The sequence below is a fragment of the Streptomyces sp. TAA486 genome, from assembly GCF_000426165.1.
In genome coordinates this window covers 202425-217574 of sequence record NZ_AUEV01000001.1, presented here as the reverse complement: position 1 = coordinate 217574, position 15150 = coordinate 202425, and the positions used below count along the sequence as shown (strand labels likewise).

The following is a 15150-nucleotide window of genomic DNA, read 5'->3' as shown; positions in this document are numbered from 1 at the left end:
GGCGGGGAGGCGCCACGCCTTTCGTGAGGAGACCCCATGCGCACCTCGCTGTCGTCTTCGTCTGGGCGCCGCACACTCAACCTCATTACGTAACACTTATTCAATAGGGAGACATAGATTCGTCATACTTAATTGGCGTGACGGCCACCACGTACGCTGAGCCGACGAGGCGGAGAACTCAGGAGACTCATTGACCAGCCAGGCTGCGGACGGCCAGGGGCGGGGGCTGCACGCGCGGCTGCTCGGCCGGCTCGGGCCCGCGATCACCGCGGGCGACTACCCGCCGGGAACCGTCCTGCTCACGGACGAACTGGCCGAGCGGTACGAGGTCTCACGCACGGTCGTGCGCGAGGCGGTGCGGGTGCTGGAGTCCATGCATCTCGTGGAGTCGCGCCGCCGGGTGGGCGTGACCGTGCTGCCGGCCGAGCAGTGGAACGTCTTCGATCCGCAGGTGATCACCTGGCGCCTCGCGGGAGCGGACCGGCCGCGGCAGCTGCGTTCCCTGACGAGGCTGCGCTCGGCGGTCGAACCCATGGCTGCCCGCCTCGCGGCGGAGCTGGCCACCCCGGAGGAGTGCGCCGAGCTGACCGAGCACACCCTGGGCATGGTGCGCACCTCCCGCGGGGAGCAGCTTGCGAACTACCTCGTCCACGACGTCGCGTTCCACCGCGTGATACTGCGGGCGTCGCGGAACGAGATGTTCGCGCGGCTCGGCGATGTCGTCGCCGCCGTCCTCACCGGACGCACCGAGCACGAGGTGATGTTCAGCGATCCCCGCCAGGAGGCCGTCACCATGCACGTCCAGGTCGCGGAGGCCGTGAGGGAAGGCGACGGCGCGGCCGCGGAGCGCCTGATGCGCACCATCACGGAGGACGCCCTGGCCGAACTGGACGTCCTCGCACCGTGAATCGCCGCCCGGCGCCCCCGCCCGAGGGGGCACGGGCAAGGGCACGGGAAGACGAAAGGGCAAGGGCGCGGGTCAGGCTCCTGCCACCCTCCGCACGACGCGCAGCAGGTACTCCTTCCTGTTGAGGGGGTCGTGGTCGGTGCGCGGACGCGACGGGATCTCCCCCACCACCGGCCGGTAGCGGGCGAAGGCGCACTCCAGCACCCCCTCCCCGCTTGTCAGCGTGGGCAGTTGCTGCTCCAGCTCATGCACGCGCGCCGCAGGGATCTCGCCCTCCAGCAGATACGCGTCGCCCTTCGTCACCGGCGCCTGCGGCACCCCGCGCAGGCGTGACAGCGCGGGCAGCACGGCACCGAACGTCTCCGCGGGGATCTCCAGCCGGAACCGGTGCATCGGCTCGTGGACGGTCGTCCCCGCATCCCTGAGCGCCTCCATCACGACAAGGGGTGTCAGCTGGCGGAAGTCGGCCCCGGTGCTGGACATGCTCTTGTCGAAGATCGCGTGGGCGTGGCTCTGGCGCGGTGCGTAGCCGGAGTGCGTCATGGTGACCGTGCAGTCGGGGATCTCCCAGCCGTGGATCCCCTCGCGCAGCGTCTCGCGCACGGTGTCCTCGACGGCCCTCATGAACGCGTAGGGCATGGAGCCGAGCTCGACCTCCAGTCCGTACCGCACACCGCTGCCGGGCGGTGCCGGTTCGATGCGCAGACCGACGGTGGCGAGGAACGGGTTGAGCTCCTTGTTCATGATCTCCGCGGCCGAACCGGGCCCGTCGAGCCGTTCGACGCAGATGGTCGTCGACTCGCGGAAGGCGACGTCGAGCCCGAACTCGTCGGCGAGCGTGGCCTGTACGACCTCCTTCTGGACCTCGCCGTAGAGCGACACGTGGATCTCGCCGCGGAGTTCGTCCTGCCGCAGACCGATCAGCGGGTCCTGCTCCGCGAGTTGGGTGAGCGCCGTGTGCAGTGCGCCCGACTCCTCGGGCCGGCACGGCAGGACGACGGTCTCCAGTGTGGGCGGTGCGAAGTGGTGCTCCTCCCGCGTCAACTTCCTGGCCGATCCCACGGCGTCGCCGATACGGACCCCGGCGAGCCCGCGCAGCTTGCCGATCCGTCCGGCCTCGACGCACGGTCCCGGGGCGTCCGACCCGTTGTCGAACACGTCGATGCCGGTGACCTTGCCCTCGCCCTCGTCACCGTGGAGCAGCCGGTCCCGTACGCGCACAGTTCCCGAGAACATGCGGACGTAGGCCGTCTTCTGCCCTCCCGCCGCGCGTTCGACCTTGAAGACGGTGCCGTGCGCGGGTGCGTCGGGATCGCCCTCCGCGGCGGGCAGCAGCTCCTTGAGCCCCGCGGTCAGCGCTTCGACGCCGGCACCGGTGATGGCCGAGCCGAAGAAGACGGGGTGGACGAGCCCCCGCTTCGACTGGGCCGCCAGCTCCCCGCGCAGCCGCTCCCTGGAGAGGGCCTTCTCGTCCTCGACGTACGCCGCCAGCACAGCGTCGTCGTGTTCGGCGAGGACCTCGGCGAGCCGTGCCGTGAAGCCGTCGTCGGATGCGCCGTGCGGCGTGAACTCCGCGGCGCGGGTGCCGAGTCCGCGCACCCGTCCCATCGCGACGGCCGCCGGCGTCAGCTTCTCCGTGATCCTTCGCAGGACCTGCTCGTACTGCGCCCCGGCGCGGTCGATCTTGTTGACGAAGAGGAGCGTGGGGATGCCCAACCGCTGCAGGGTGCGCATGAGCACCCGGGTCTGCGCCTGCACGCCCTCGACGGCTGAGATCACCAGCACCGCGCCGTCGAGCACGCTGAGGACCCGTTCCACCTCGGCGATGAAGTCCGGGTGGCCGGGGGTGTCGATCAGATTGACGGTGACGTCGTCGACGGCGAAGGAGACGACGGCGGACTTGATGGTGATCCCCCGCTGGCGCTCCAGCGCCAGGGAGTCGGTCAGAGTGCTGCCCTCGTCGACACTGCCCACTTCGTCGATGACACCGGCGGCGTGCAGCAGCCGCTCGGTAAGGCTCGTCTTACCGGCGTCCACATGCGCCAGGATTCCAAGGTTGAGCGTTTTCACAGAGCGTCATGTCCCTTAGGTGGATGAATGTTCCCTTCTGGTTGGACATGAACGTCTGCCTCATTGCCTCTCCTCGGTTGAGCCGGTACTGACGCCGGGAGCACAACAGAGCCGGGCCAAGCAGGGCAACCGTTTTTCGGCTCGCCCCGCTGCCTCCCTCAGCCCGCCGACCCCGGTCCGAGAGTCGCGCCGATCCCGGCGATGACGGCGACAGGCCCCGCGAAGTGGCTCAGCCCTTCTCGGCCGGCGCCTCCGGCGGCCACTGCTCGAACCACCGCCGGTCCGCCTCCAGCTGCGCGGCCAGCTGGACGAGCAGAGGCTCGCTGCTCGCAGGGCCGAGCAGCTGCGCACCCAGCGGCAGCCCGGAAGTGGTGAACCCGGCGGGGACGTTGACGCCGGGCCAGCCCAGCGCGTTCCACGGCCAGGCGTACGGGCAGTGGGCGATCATCGTGCGGTCGGTCTGCAGACCCGAGAGCTCCGCCAGGTCGCCGATCCGCAGCGGCGGCGTCGCCGTCGTCGGGGCGAGCACCACGTCGTACCGGCTGAAGATCCGCCCCACGCGCCGCTGCAACGGCGCCTCCGCCGCACGCGCGGCGCGCAGCACCGATCCGCCCAGCAGCTTCCCCGTGCGGGCGGCGCCGCGGGTCCGCGGGTCCAGCAGCTCGAACTCGGGGACGCGGCCGGTCCATTCGCGGATGCCCGCGGTGGCGCGGGGCACGAACGCCAGCCCGATCGGCCCGTAGTCCGGATCGGCCTCCTCGACCTCGTGACCGAGTGCCGAGAGCCGCTCCGCGAGATCCGTGACCGCGGCACGTACCACCGGATCGAGTGACCTCCGCGTCGCTGTCCACGGGGGGCGCAGCGACAGCGCGATGCGCAGGCGTCCCGGGTCCCGTCCGACCGCGGGCAGAACCTCGACCGGCGAGGGGCGGTGCAGGTCCCCGTCCGTGCTTCCGGAGGCGACGTCGAGCAGCAGCGCCGCGTCCCGCACGGTGCGTGCCAACGGCCCGAAGACCGTGATCCCCTTGAACGCCTCGGGCTCCGGCATCGTCGAGATCCTGCCGCGCTGCGGCTTGATGCCGACCAGATGACTCCAGGCCGCGGGGATACGGATCGAGCCCGCACCGTCCGATCCGAGTGCGGCCGGAACCAGCCCCGCAGCGACCGCGGCTGCCGATCCGCCCGAGGACCCGCCCGGCGTGTGCTCCAGGCTCCACGGGTTGCGGGTGTCGCCGAACGCCTGCCCCTCGGTGAAGGGGAACTGGCCCAGCTCGGGGGAGTTGGTCTTGCCCACGATGACGGCGCCCGCCGCGCGGAGCCGGCGCACGGCCTCGCTGTCCGCTTCCTTGCGGGGGAAGTCGCCGGGGCAGCCGAAGGCGGTGGGCTCGCCCGTCACGTCCACGTCGTCCTTCACCGCGACGGGCACGCCCAGCAGGGGCAGGCGCTCGCCACGCGCCAACTGCCGGTCGGCCGCGTCCGCTTCGACGAGCGCGGCGTCACCCCGCACGCGGCGGAACGCGTTGAGCGTCGGCTGCGTCGCGGCGATGCGGGTCAAGACACGCTCGGTCAGCTCACGTGCCGTCACCTCGCCCGCGGCCAGGGCCGCGGCCTGCTCGGCCAGCCCGCGCGACTCCCGAGGCGCAACTTGCGTACCGACCTCTGCCGTCACCAGTCACTCCCCATACTCGTCGGTAATGTGACCCACATCCTGCTCCCCCGTTGCCCGCTCGGCAACGCCGCGGATGAGCTAGGAAAGTCACATGACCGTCGTCTGCGGCCCCGAAGGCCCCATCCGCGCCCGCCGTTCCCCTGCACCGCCGACCATCCGCGCTGTGCTTTTCGACTTCTCCGGCACGCTCTTCCAGATCGGCACCTACGCCGACCGTGTCCGCGCGCTGCTGCCGGATCCCGTGGGAGAGGCGGAGATGGAGGAGATCCTCACCGACCTGGAGACGGGCCTCCAGGACCCCGGCGTGATCGAGGCCCAGCGCGGCCGTGACGTCTCGTCGAAGGCGCACCGGCACGCCTTCACCACGTGGTACACCTCAGCCCCCGCCCTCGCGCCCTACGCCGATGCGATGTACGAGCAGTTGCAGGCCCCGGAGCACTGGCGTCCGTACGCCGACTCCGAAGCGGTCCTCGCGGGGCTGCTCGCGCGGGGCATCGCGCTGGGGGTGGTCAGTGACGTGGGCTGGGACCTGCGCGCGACGTTCACCCACCACGGGCTCGCGAACCACTTCTCCTCGTGGGTCCACTCGTACGAGCACGACTCGGAGAAGCCCGACCCGCGACTCTTCCAGCACGCGTGCGGGGAGTTGGGCGTCGAGCCCGGCGAAACGCTGATGGTCGGCGACCACCCCTCGAAGGACGGCGGCGCGGCGTCGGCGGGCCTCCGCGCCTACGTCCTCCCGGCGGGGGCGTCCCCGGGGTCGGAACGTGGGCTCGAGGCGGTGCTGCGGTTGGTTGCGGCGACGCGCGCGTGAGGCGCCTGGGGGCGTGCCGCGGCGCTGGGGTTGGCCGTTGGGCGCCGTCGGTGCGTGAGTGGTGGCGGGGGCGTGCCGCCCCCGGAACGGCCCGCACCCGGCACCCACCACGAACCGACGGCGCACACCCGCACCCCCCGAAGGACCCCGCACACACCACGAACCGTAGGCGAACCGGGGCCAGGCAAGGCGCCAGCCGGAACCGTCAGAACGAGTCCGTCGGCACGTACGCGCCCCAGATCTCCCGCAGCGTGTTGCAAACCTCCCCGACCGTGGCCCGCGCCCGCAGCGCCTCCTTCATCGGGTAGAGGACGTTGTCCGTGCCCTCCGCCGCCTTGCGCAGCTCCGCCAGCGCCCCGTCGACGGCCGCCTGATCGCGCTCCGCCCGGAGCCGCGCGAGCCGCTCGCACTGCTGCTGCTCGATCGCCGGGTCGACGCGCAGCGGCTCGTACGGGTCCTCCTCGTCGCGCTGGAAGCGGTTCACGCCGACGACGACCCGCTCACCGCTGTCGGTCTCCCGCGCGATCGCGTACGCGCTGCGCTCGATCTCTTCCTTCTGGAAGCCCTGTTCGATCGCGTTGACCGCGCCGCCCCTGTCCTCGACCTGTTCCATCAGGGCGACGGCCGCCGCCTCCACGTCGTCGGTCATCGACTCCACGACGTACGAGCCGGCGAACGGGTCGACGGTCGCCGTCACGTCCGTCTCGTAGGCGAGGACCTGCTGGGTGCGGAGCGCCAGTCGCGCCGACTTGTCCGTGGGCAGCGCGATGGCCTCGTCGTAGGAGTTGGTGTGCAGCGACTGCGTGCCGCCGAGGACGGCGCCCAGTGCCTGCACCGTCACCCGGGCCAGGTTGACCTCGGGCTGCTGGGCCGTGAGCTGCACACCGGCCGTCTGCGTATGGAAGCGCAGCATCAGCGACTTGGGGTTCTCCGCCCCGAACTCCTCCCGCATCACCCGTGCCCAGATGCGCCGCGCCGCACGGAACTTGGCGACCTCCTCCAGCAGCGTCGTGCGCGCCACGAAGAAGAACGACAGCCGCGGCGCGAAGTCGTCGACGCTCATCCCGGCCGCGACGGCAGTACGGACGTACTCGATGCCGTCAGCGAGCGTGAAGGCGATCTCCTGCGCGGGCGTGGCACCGGCTTCGGCCATGTGGTAGCCGGAGATGGAGATGGTGTTCCACTTGGGGATCTCGGCGCGGCAGTACTTGAAGATGTCCGCGATCAGCCGCAGCGAGGGCTTGGGCGGGAAGATGTACGTGCCGCGCGCGATGTACTCCTTGAGCACGTCGTTCTGGATGGTGCCCGTGAGCTTCGCCGGGTCCGCGCCCTGCTCCTCGGCGACGAGTTGGTAGAGCAACAGCAGAAGCGCGGCAGGCGCGTTGATCGTCATCGAGGTGGAGACTTCCTCCAGCGGAATCCCGCCGAAGAGCACGCGCATGTCGTCGATGGAGTCGATCGCGACGCCCACCTTGCCGACCTCGCCGTGTGCGAGCTGCGCGTCGGAGTCGTGGCCCATCTGGGTCGGGAGGTCGAAGGCGACGGACAGGCCCATCGTGCCGTTCTCGATGAGCTGCTTGTAGCGCGCGTTGGACTCGCTGGCCGTACCGAAGCCCGCGTACTGCCGCATCGTCCAGGGCCGGCCGGTGTACATGCTCGGGTAGACGCCACGCGTGTACGGGTAGGCGCCGGGCTCGCCCAGCTTCTCCGGGGCGTCCCAGTCACGCAGCGCGTCCGGACCGTAGACAGGCTCGATGGGCAGACCGCTCTCGTTGAACCGCTGGTTGCCCGACTGGCGTGCCATGGACTGTGCCTCCGTACGGTCTGGGGTCGCGCCGGTGCTTCTCCGGCCGCAGTCCCGTTGCGGCGCCGCTCGGGTGAGCCTGCTGCCGCTCGGGCTGTCGTCTTCGATTGCCACGGACTGTAGCGATCCGCGTCCGTCCGTTGCAGGCCCGCAAGCTGGGACCTTGCTCACAGCATGACGTCCCGCCCTCACAGGATGCCGCGATGCACCGAGGTTCACACGCGGACCGCGAGGGAAGAGAATGGGCGATCGATGTCGGGAATTCCGTGTTGTCCGATCAGGCACCGGGGGTTTGCATGGCGGGGGCCGGACGGCCGAGAAGGCCGGTAGTTGTAAGGCACAGCAGCGTGTGGGCGGTGACGGCCGCACTCGTGATCGGCGGGGGCGCAGCGGCGGGGTGCAAGGTGCAGACGAATGGGAGTGCGCCGATCCATGTGACGAAGACTTCGGTCGCGCCCGCGCCGACCGAGAGGCCCGCGCGCTCGTCCGTGAGCAACAGCACACAGGACAAGAACCCCGACAAGCCCGCGCAGGCGCGGCCGGCGAAGCGGGCGGCGCCTGCCGACCCCGTGCTCTTCGCGACGGGTGCGGGCGGAGCGCAGGTGCGCGAACTCCAGGCGCGATTGCGCAAGTTGCAGCTCTTCGACCGCAATCCGACGGGCTACTACGGCTCCGTCACCGCGGCTTCGGTCCGCTCCTTCCAGCGGCAGCAGGGCATGAGCGCCGGCGGGGCGGTCACATCGAGCGTGTGGGCCGCGCTGCGCGCCCGCACAACTCCGCCGTCGCACGGCGAGTTGTACCCGCCGACAACGCTTCCGCTGGACACCCCGGATCCGCGCTGCCTCACGGGGCGCGCGCTGTGCGTCAGCAAGAAGAGCCGCACGCTGGCCTGGTACGTGAACGGGCGGATGCTCTCGGCGATGGACGTGCGCTTCGGCTCGGCCTACACGCCCACGCGGGAGGGGAAGTTCAGCGTCGGCTTCAAGAGCCGTGACCACGTCTCGACGATCTACGACACCCCGATGCCCTACGCGCTGTTCTTCAGCGGCGGCCAAGCGATCCATTACTCCTCGGACTTCGCGGCCCGCGGGTACTCGGGCGCGTCGCACGGCTGCGTCAACGTGCGGGACAAGAAGAAGATCGCGGCGCTCTTCGCGCAGGTACGGAAGGGCGACAAGGTCGTCGTCTACAAGTGAGCCCCCGGCCGCCCGCCTGCCACGAGAAGCGCGGACAGAGACGCGACAAGAAGCTTGGGTGAGGGCGAGAAGCAAGAAAGCCGCCCCTGAGGGCGGCTTCGTCGGCTGTGACGCCGGATCCCCGATGAAGATGGGGCGCGGGCGGGACCGGGGGAACGTGTCCCGCCCGCGCCATATGCGCGAGCCCGAAGGTACGGGGGGAACCTCGGACTTGTCGCGCAGCCGATGACCAGTCGGCTCACTAGTTACTGCGCCGTCCACGCCGAAAGTGTCACACCAGCATTCAACTAAATTGTGTGACCTGCGTCACGCCGGTGCTTCCGCGGGTAACACCCCAGCACAGGGCGGTTCGGCGGCAGTTCGCGCGCTCGTTGCCGAGACGGTGGCCTGCCCGCATGCGGTCCCGTCATCGTCGTGCCCGGCGTCCGGCTGCGGCACCCCGGGCACCATGCGACCGCACTCCGGCCGCCGCCCCCGGTCGCCGTCGGCCGCACGACGAAGCCCCCGGCGGAAGCCGGGGGCTTTGCTTGCGCGGAACCGAACGAGGTCCGGCGCACGGGGAGTTCGCGCCCCTGTTACTGGGCCCCGGCCGAGGCGGTCTCTTCCGCACTCGGTGAGGCATCGGCGTCCGGCGAGGACACGCCTTCCGAGTCGCCGGTCTGACCGTCGGGGCCCTCGGAGCCGCCACCGTCGTCGGGCCTGCTGCCGCCGTCACCGCCGCCGTCGGACTCACCGCCGCCCGACTCTCCGCCGTTGTATCCGCCGCCGTCGCCGTCGTGATCGTCGTGGTCGCCGTCGTCCCCTCCCGGGCCGCCCGGACCACCCGGACCGCCGGGTGCGCCTACGCCTCCCGAACTGCCCACGCCGTCGGAGTCGTCACGGCCTCCTTCGTGCCTGTCGCACCACTTCTTCACGCCCTCGGGGCCACCGGCCACCAACTCGAGGCGGAACCTGTCGTGCGTGGAGAGCTTGTCGTCCTCGTACGCGTTGCAGAGCGCACGGGCCATGGCCTTCTTGTCCGACTCCGAGAGGCCCTTGCCGTTGCCGTTCCACCAGTCCTCGTCGTCGGCGGGGCCCTTGGACTTCCCGTCCCGTCCGCGCTCCTTGCCCGCGAGGTCCTCGCCACTGGGCGAGTCGGACGGGTCACCCTCGCGGGTGCCGCGTCTTGGGCCGTCGCCGTCGTACGGGCTGCCGCCGGCGCCCGCCGAGTCCTCGCGTTCATCGGGACTGGCCAGCGGGGACACACTCGCCGCGGGTGAACCGCCGCCGCCGAAGGGCGTGGGCAGCACGCCCGTTCCGGCCGCGACCGCCGCACCGCCGAGCGCGCATCCGGCGACAGCCATGGCGAAGCCGGCACGCAGCGGACGTCCCATCAGGGAGGTGCGCCCGGGACGGCGGTCGCGGGACCGTCGCTTCTGGTTCTCACGCGCGGCGCGCCTGCCGACGACGGTTTCGGCCTCGGTGGGCCCCGCCGAGATGTCGACGGTGCCGCTGTGCCCGGCGTTCGTCACCAGATTCGCCTCGCGGAACGCGTCCACGGCGGCGGCCTCTCCGGGCAGTTCGCCGCCCATTTCGGCCGGGACCCTTCCGGTGCGGGCCAGGCCCAGCGCGTGCAGCGTCGCCGTCTGCTCGGCCACGAGCGAGTCGAGGAAGGAGTCGAGGCTCTCCTCACCGGTGCGCTGCTCCGGCACGGAACCATGGGCGCGTGCCCAGGAGGGACCGGGCGCGGGACGGCCGTAGCCGCTGGTGGGAGCGCCTTCAACGTTGTCGTGATCGGCCGCGTGACGTCCGATGCGCCGGGTGCTACGCGCATTGACCACCTGGCCGCGGAGCAAGCGCTCCGCCGCTTCGTCGTCCAGCCACCTGTACCGGTCGTCGTCCGCCATCACGTTTCCCTCAGCGTTCGTGTGGCCTTATGCGTCACACCGCGTGCCGTACGAGACGCATCAGGAGGGGGTGGCGGTTCTCCCGTATCCGGAAGATCTTCGGTGGATTCGTCCAGGAGCTGCGCGAGCTTGCGCAGGCCACGGTGCGCTGCCGTCCGTACGGCGCCGGCCCGCTTGCCCAGCACGTCGGCGGCGCTCTGGGCGTCGAGTCCGACGACCACGCGCAGCACGACGGCCTCGGCCTGGTCCTGCGGAAGTCTGGATATCAGGGCCATCGTGCGGCCGGTGCCGAGTGCTTCGAGCGCCTCGGCGGCGGTGTCGGCGCCGGCCGGCAGCACGGCCAGGTCGCTCTCGTCGCCGCCGATGACGGGGCGGCGTCCTCTCGTACGCAGATGATCGAGCGCCCGGTTGCGGGCTATTCGCGCGGCCCAGCCGCGGAAGCGGTCCGCGTCGCCGCTGAACCGGCTGATGTCGCGGGCTATCTGCAGCCAGGCCTCGGATGTGACGTCCTCGGCGTCGGCGTCACTGACCAGGGTGCGGACATAGCCGAGCAGCCGCGGGTGCACAGTGCGGTACACAATGCGGAAAGCGACTTCGTCCCCGCCCTGTGCCGCACGCACCGCGGCTGTCAACTCCGCGTCGTCCCCCTGCACGGCCGTCTCTCGCCCCACTCCGCGATGTCCCAACGGATCTGGTCACGCCCCTGGTCGGGCGCGTGTCGTCGTCTCGCTGATACCTGCGTATGCCTCACGCACAGACCAGCATCGATGCGAGAGCACGCTAAGGCCAAGTGTGCGTCATAGTCCACGCAAGTTGACCAGGTAACAGAATGCGGATCGCGAACGCTGAAGAGAGTACGGGCCTGCCCCTGGCGTGGTGCGCCCGTTCTCGAGGGCGATCGGGGTCTCTCCTGTGGGGGGTGGCGACCCCGGTCGCTCTCGCATTTTCCGGCAGGCCCGCCGGGCGGGTTCAGCTCGCGCGCTCACCCAGCCGCTTGAAGTCTTCCCAGCTCATGGCCGGTTTTTCGGGATCCCACAACTTCTGCGCGGTCGCCCGGAGCGGCGGCCTGATTCCCGCGGCGACCTGATTCTGGGTCTGTGCTCCGGAGCGGTCGCACCACACGGCGAAGCGGCCGCCGGGGATGTGCTCGGGACCCGAAAGGGATTTCGGAACCGGTTTGGTTCCACGGAGCACTGCCGGAGTCCATTCGTCGTAGATGCGGCGACCTGTCGGATATGTGAACTTGTTGGGCTGGCCGAGCACGTAATAGAGGAACTCGTCGTTGAGGTTGATCAGCTTCCAGCCCTCCCTCAGATACGACTCGGGGCTGCGCTCGCCGGGCTCCCTGCCCGTCCAGTAGGCGACCTGCCGGTCATGGTGGGCGCGGACCACGCCGCCCGCGTGGATGCCGTCGTTCCACGCCTGCGGGGTCTTGCCCTTTCCCCGTACGACGGCGGCCCGGTCGTTGAGCCAGTCGGTCGCCAGATCCTGGACGCGGGCGCCGCGGCCGAACTCCTTGCGCGCCTTGGCGGCCAGTCCCGGGTACGAGGCCTCAGGGTCCCGCTGGGCCAGGGCGAGGTATTCGTCACCGCCCAGATGCCAGTACTTGCCGGGGAAGAGGTCGGCGTACTCGCGCAGCAGATCGTCGACGATCTTCGCCGCACGCGGATCGGAGATGTCCACGGCGCCCTCGGTCGGCCGTCCGGCGGCGTTCCTCAGCTGGATCTCCGGGTGTGCCTTGATGACGGCGCCGAGGTGCCCGGGCGAGTCGATCTCCGGAATGACGTCGATGTGCCGGGACTCGGCGAGCCGCACGATGCGGCGCATCTGCGCCTTGGTCAGATGCGGATCGGAGACGACCTCGGGGTGCGAACTGCTCTCGACCCGGAAGGCCTGGTCGTCCGAGATGTGCAACTGGAGCTGGTTGAGCTTGAGATCGCCCATCTCCCGGATACGGTCCTCGATCCACCCGGCGCTGAAGTGCTTGCGCGCGATGTCGAGCATGAGGCCCCGCTGCGGGCGGTCCGGCTTGTCGTGGACCACGCCGTCGGCGACTCCACCACGGGCGCGCACGGACTGCAGCAGCGTCCGGGTGCCGTAGAACACGCCCGCGTGGTCGGTGCCGGAGATCTTCACCTGGCCCCCGCGGCTGTCCATCACGTAACCCTCGCGCCCGGTCTTCAGGCCCCGGTCCAGGCTCAGACGGACGTCCCCCGTGCGGGCCGGGCCCTTGGCGAAGGGGACGTCGAGTTCACTCGCGAGCAGCCTGGCCTCGTCGGCGAGCGGCCCCGCCGGATCGGCGACGACCCTCGTGAACTTCGACGGCTTCCACGCCGGGCCTCGCACCGGCTTCCACTCCCTCACCGAGGGAACCGAGGCGGGTGCGGGGCCGGTTCGGGCCGGCTCGGTCGGCTTCGGCACCGCGGGCGAGCGGCCGCCTGCTGCGCTCCCGCTGGCACGCTCGCCCGAGGCTCGGTCGCCGGCGTCCTCGCTCGAGCAGCCGCCGAGAGTGAGAAGACTCACCGCGCCGGCCGCGAGCACGGCCGTCGAAACCGCCAGTTTCTTTGGCCTCTTAGGTCCCATACCGATACGTTATTGCCCCTTTTCGACTCTCACTCGCCAGGTATCCGACCAGGATCGTTCCCGTACGGGTGAAATTCCCATCGTCGTCGAATCGTTCGGCTCTGCGTCGTTACGGTGTCCGAGGCACGCCCCGCACAGCCGTATCCGACGTCACACAGCGGCAGTTGGGCGAGCCGCGGAGCGCGTCCGGCCGTTCACGGCCGGACTCCCTCACCGGTCCGCCGTAACGAGCATTGACCCGTACGCCGGATCGGAATCCGATGTCAGCCGGCCGCCCGAGGAGCCCATGCCGCCGCCCAGCCCGCGAAGCGACGAGAAGGCCCCGGCCGTGCACGTCGTCGGCCCACCCGATGGTGCCTCCGGCCTGAACCTGGGGGAAGGTCCCCCGGGCCCCGGGCCGGCCCAGGACATGCCCGTTGCGGCCGCCCGGCAACCGCAGTGGCGTGACCCGGTGACGGCGCCGCCGCCGATGCCTCTGTCCCGCTTCAACGCCGCGCCCGCCGAGGTGGCCACCGCCATACTGCTGCGCTGCTGCGGCAGCAGCCGGTGGGCGGCCCGCATCGCGGCATGCCGCCCCTATCCGGAACCGGGCTCGCTGCTGGCCGCCCTGGACGAGGCGAGCTACGACATGACGCCCGCAGACATGGCCGAAGCACTCTCCTCGGAGGCGCACCAACTGCCCGCAATGGAGGACGGTGTGACACGGTCCGGGCCCGGCCGCGTACCGCGAGGCCATGACCGGCCCGGCCTCCTCGCGGCGCACACCGCGCTGCGTGCCGCCCATGCCGCGTACGAGAACCGCTTCGGGCACGCCTTCCTCGTGTGCCTCGAGGAGTGGGGTCCGGACGAGTGGCTCGACCAGGCCCTCGCTGCCGTGCGGACCCGCCTCGGGCACGACCCCGAGGACGAGCGTCCGGTGGTGGCGGAGGAACTGCGACGCCTCGCCCGTGCCAGGCTCCGCCGCTTGGTGAGGGTCCTTCCGGAGGCGCGCTGAAGGGTGCCCGCGACGCCGGCCGGCCTCCGTGAGGAGACCCGGCGGTGGGCCCTTCTCCAGCGCCGGACACGCGAGTTGCTCCCGCCTCCGCCCGGGCGCGGCCCCCAGATGTGCCGACCTTGCGACGAAGGTCGGCAAAGCTGTGACCTGCGTCTCTCATGTGCCGCCTGTCACTGCCTGATTGATCACATCCGCCCCTCCCGGGACCGATGTACCGACAAAGCGTCGCTACGATGGCTCAGGCCGGTGGTCCGTACCCGGCCGAGCCCGACCGACACCGCTGCGCTCTCAGCCGAAGATGGCGGCCGGCTCTGACTTCGCTCCGGAGGAGTTTTTTTCCGTGCCGGCTGGAACGCTGTACCGCGGCCGGGAAGGCATGTGGTCCTGGGTGGCTCATCGAGTCACCGGTGTCCTCATCTTCTTCTTCCTGTTCGTGCACGTGCTGGACACCGCGCTCGTCCGCGTCTCGCCCGAGACCTACGACGAGACGGTGGCGATCTACAAGACGCCTCTCGTGAATGTCATGGAGTACGGCCTCGTGGCCGCGGTCCTCTTCCACGCGTTGAACGGCCTGCGGGTCGTGGCCGTCGACTTCTGGTCGAAGGGGCCGAGGTACCAGAAGCAGATGCTCTGGACCGTGATCGGCGTCTGGGGCGTCCTGATGATCGGCGCCTTCTACCCCGTCCTTCAGCACACTCTGCACTCGCTGTTCGGGAGCTGATGAACCATGTCGACCGACACCGCGAATCCGACCTCCGAGGGCCCCGGCGACGGCGGCACCCGCTACAGCGCCGACAATCCGGCCCCGGTGATCTCCCCGCCGCGCGCCCGCACCTCCCGCACCCCGAAGACGACCCGCACCAACTTCGAGCTGTACGGATGGCTGTTCATGCGGCTGTCCGGCATCGTCCTCGTCGTGCTGGTCATCGGCCACCTGCTGATCCAGCTCGTACTGGACGGCGGTGTGAGCAAGATCAGCTTCGCCTTCGTCGCGGGCCGCTGGGCCTCGCCGTTCTGGCAGGTCTGGGACCTGATGATGCTGTGGCTCGCGATGCTGCACGGCGCGAACGGCCTGCGGACCGTCATCAACGACTACGCGGAGCGGGACGGCACCCGCCTGTGGCTGAAGATGCTGCTGTACACGGCCACCGTCTTCACCGTCCTGCTGGGCACGCTGGTGATCTTCACCTTCGACCCGAACATCCGCTGACGCACGTACGGGGCTGA

12 protein-coding genes are annotated in these 15150 nt (G+C 70.5%); 6 read left to right on the top strand and 6 right to left on the bottom strand.

What is annotated here, in order from left to right:
- Positions 1 to 190 precede the first annotated feature (190 nt).
- Positions 191 to 907 (top strand): FadR/GntR family transcriptional regulator, encoded by a 717-nt coding sequence (locus tag I004_RS0101020; RefSeq protein WP_028433975.1) that lies wholly within the window; start codon positions 191 to 193, stop codon positions 905 to 907.
- Positions 908 to 979: 72 nt separating this feature from the next.
- On the opposite strand, the gene I004_RS0101015 is transcribed toward I004_RS0101020, so the two are convergent.
- Entirely contained in the window at positions 980 to 2977 is a 1998-nt protein-coding gene (locus tag I004_RS0101015) for an elongation factor G (RefSeq protein WP_028433974.1), read from the bottom strand.
- 229 nt (positions 2978 to 3206) lie between these two features.
- Entirely contained in the window at positions 3207 to 4646 is a 1440-nt protein-coding gene (locus I004_RS0101010) for an amidase (RefSeq protein WP_051344566.1), read from the bottom strand.
- Positions 4647 to 4737: 91 nt separating this feature from the next.
- On the opposite strand from I004_RS0101010, the gene I004_RS0101005 reads away from it, so the two are divergent.
- On the top strand, positions 4738 to 5460 hold the full coding sequence (locus tag I004_RS0101005; RefSeq protein WP_028433972.1) for an HAD family hydrolase: 723 nt from the start codon (positions 4738 to 4740) through the stop codon (positions 5458 to 5460).
- 205 nt (positions 5461 to 5665) lie between these two features.
- Here I004_RS0101005 and I004_RS0101000 read toward each other — a convergent pair whose 3' ends face one another.
- Positions 5666 to 7264, bottom strand: a complete 1599-nt coding sequence (locus I004_RS0101000) for a methylmalonyl-CoA mutase family protein (RefSeq protein ID WP_028433971.1) — start codon at positions 7262 to 7264, stop codon at positions 5666 to 5668.
- Between the two features lie 296 nt (positions 7265 to 7560).
- Between I004_RS0101000 and I004_RS0100995 the strand changes: the two genes are divergently transcribed.
- Entirely contained in the window at positions 7561 to 8460 is a 900-nt protein-coding gene (locus I004_RS0100995; protein WP_028433970.1) for a L,D-transpeptidase family protein, read from the top strand.
- Between the two features lie 575 nt (positions 8461 to 9035).
- Here the strand turns inward: I004_RS0100995 and I004_RS0100990 are convergent.
- The 3 genes from I004_RS0100990 to I004_RS0100980 all read right to left on the bottom strand — a co-directional run bounded on the left by I004_RS0100990 (position 9036) and on the right by I004_RS0100980 (position 12929).
- Positions 9036 to 10346 (bottom strand): hypothetical protein, encoded by a 1311-nt coding sequence (locus I004_RS0100990; protein ID WP_028433969.1) that lies wholly within the window; start codon positions 10344 to 10346, stop codon positions 9036 to 9038.
- Positions 10346 to 10999 carry an RNA polymerase sigma factor gene (locus tag I004_RS0100985; protein WP_028433968.1) on the bottom strand — a complete coding sequence of 218 codons (654 nt, stop codon included), beginning with the start codon at positions 10997 to 10999 and terminating at the stop codon, positions 10346 to 10348. Before I004_RS0100985 ends, I004_RS0100990 begins: the two co-directional genes overlap by 1 nt.
- Before the next feature lie 316 nt (positions 11000 to 11315).
- A complete protein-coding gene (locus tag I004_RS0100980) occupies positions 11316 to 12929 on the bottom strand; it encodes a beta-N-acetylhexosaminidase (RefSeq protein WP_028433967.1) in 1614 nt (537 codons plus the stop codon).
- A gap of 469 nt (positions 12930 to 13398) precedes the next feature.
- Between I004_RS0100980 and I004_RS31375 the strand changes: the two genes are divergently transcribed.
- From I004_RS31375 to I004_RS0100965, 3 genes are all read left to right on the top strand, one after another.
- Entirely contained in the window at positions 13399 to 13923 is a 525-nt protein-coding gene (locus tag I004_RS31375) for a 2-oxo-4-hydroxy-4-carboxy-5-ureidoimidazoline decarboxylase (RefSeq protein ID WP_051344661.1), read from the top strand.
- A gap of 340 nt (positions 13924 to 14263) precedes the next feature.
- Positions 14264 to 14644, top strand: a complete 381-nt coding sequence (gene sdhC / locus I004_RS0100970; protein ID WP_028433966.1) for a succinate dehydrogenase, cytochrome b556 subunit — start codon at positions 14264 to 14266, stop codon at positions 14642 to 14644.
- A 6-nt stretch (positions 14645 to 14650) separates the two neighbouring features.
- On the top strand, positions 14651 to 15133 hold the full coding sequence (locus tag I004_RS0100965) for a succinate dehydrogenase hydrophobic membrane anchor subunit (RefSeq protein ID WP_028433965.1): 483 nt from the start codon (positions 14651 to 14653) through the stop codon (positions 15131 to 15133).
- Positions 15134 to 15150 lie beyond the last annotated feature (17 nt).

Excerpts from the sequence above, each read along its gene's own strand:
- I004_RS0101000 (WP_028433971.1), bottom strand. The coding sequence starts at position 7,264 with ATGGCACGCCAGTCGGGCAACCAGCGGTTCAACGAGAGCGGTCTGCCC.
- I004_RS0100995 (WP_028433970.1), top strand. The coding sequence starts at position 7,561 with ATGGCGGGGGCCGGACGGCCGAGAAGGCCGGTAGTTGTAAGGCACAGC.
- I004_RS0101005 (WP_028433972.1), top strand. The coding sequence starts at position 4,738 with ATGACCGTCGTCTGCGGCCCCGAAGGCCCCATCCGCGCCCGCCGTTCC.
- I004_RS0100980 (WP_028433967.1), bottom strand. The coding sequence starts at position 12,929 with ATGGGACCTAAGAGGCCAAAGAAACTGGCGGTTTCGACGGCCGTGCTC.
- I004_RS31375 (WP_051344661.1), top strand. The coding sequence starts at position 13,399 with ATGCCTCTGTCCCGCTTCAACGCCGCGCCCGCCGAGGTGGCCACCGCC.
- I004_RS0100965 (WP_028433965.1), top strand. The coding sequence starts at position 14,651 with ATGTCGACCGACACCGCGAATCCGACCTCCGAGGGCCCCGGCGACGGC.
- I004_RS0100990 (WP_028433969.1), bottom strand. The coding sequence starts at position 10,346 with ATGGCGGACGACGACCGGTACAGGTGGCTGGACGACGAAGCGGCGGAG.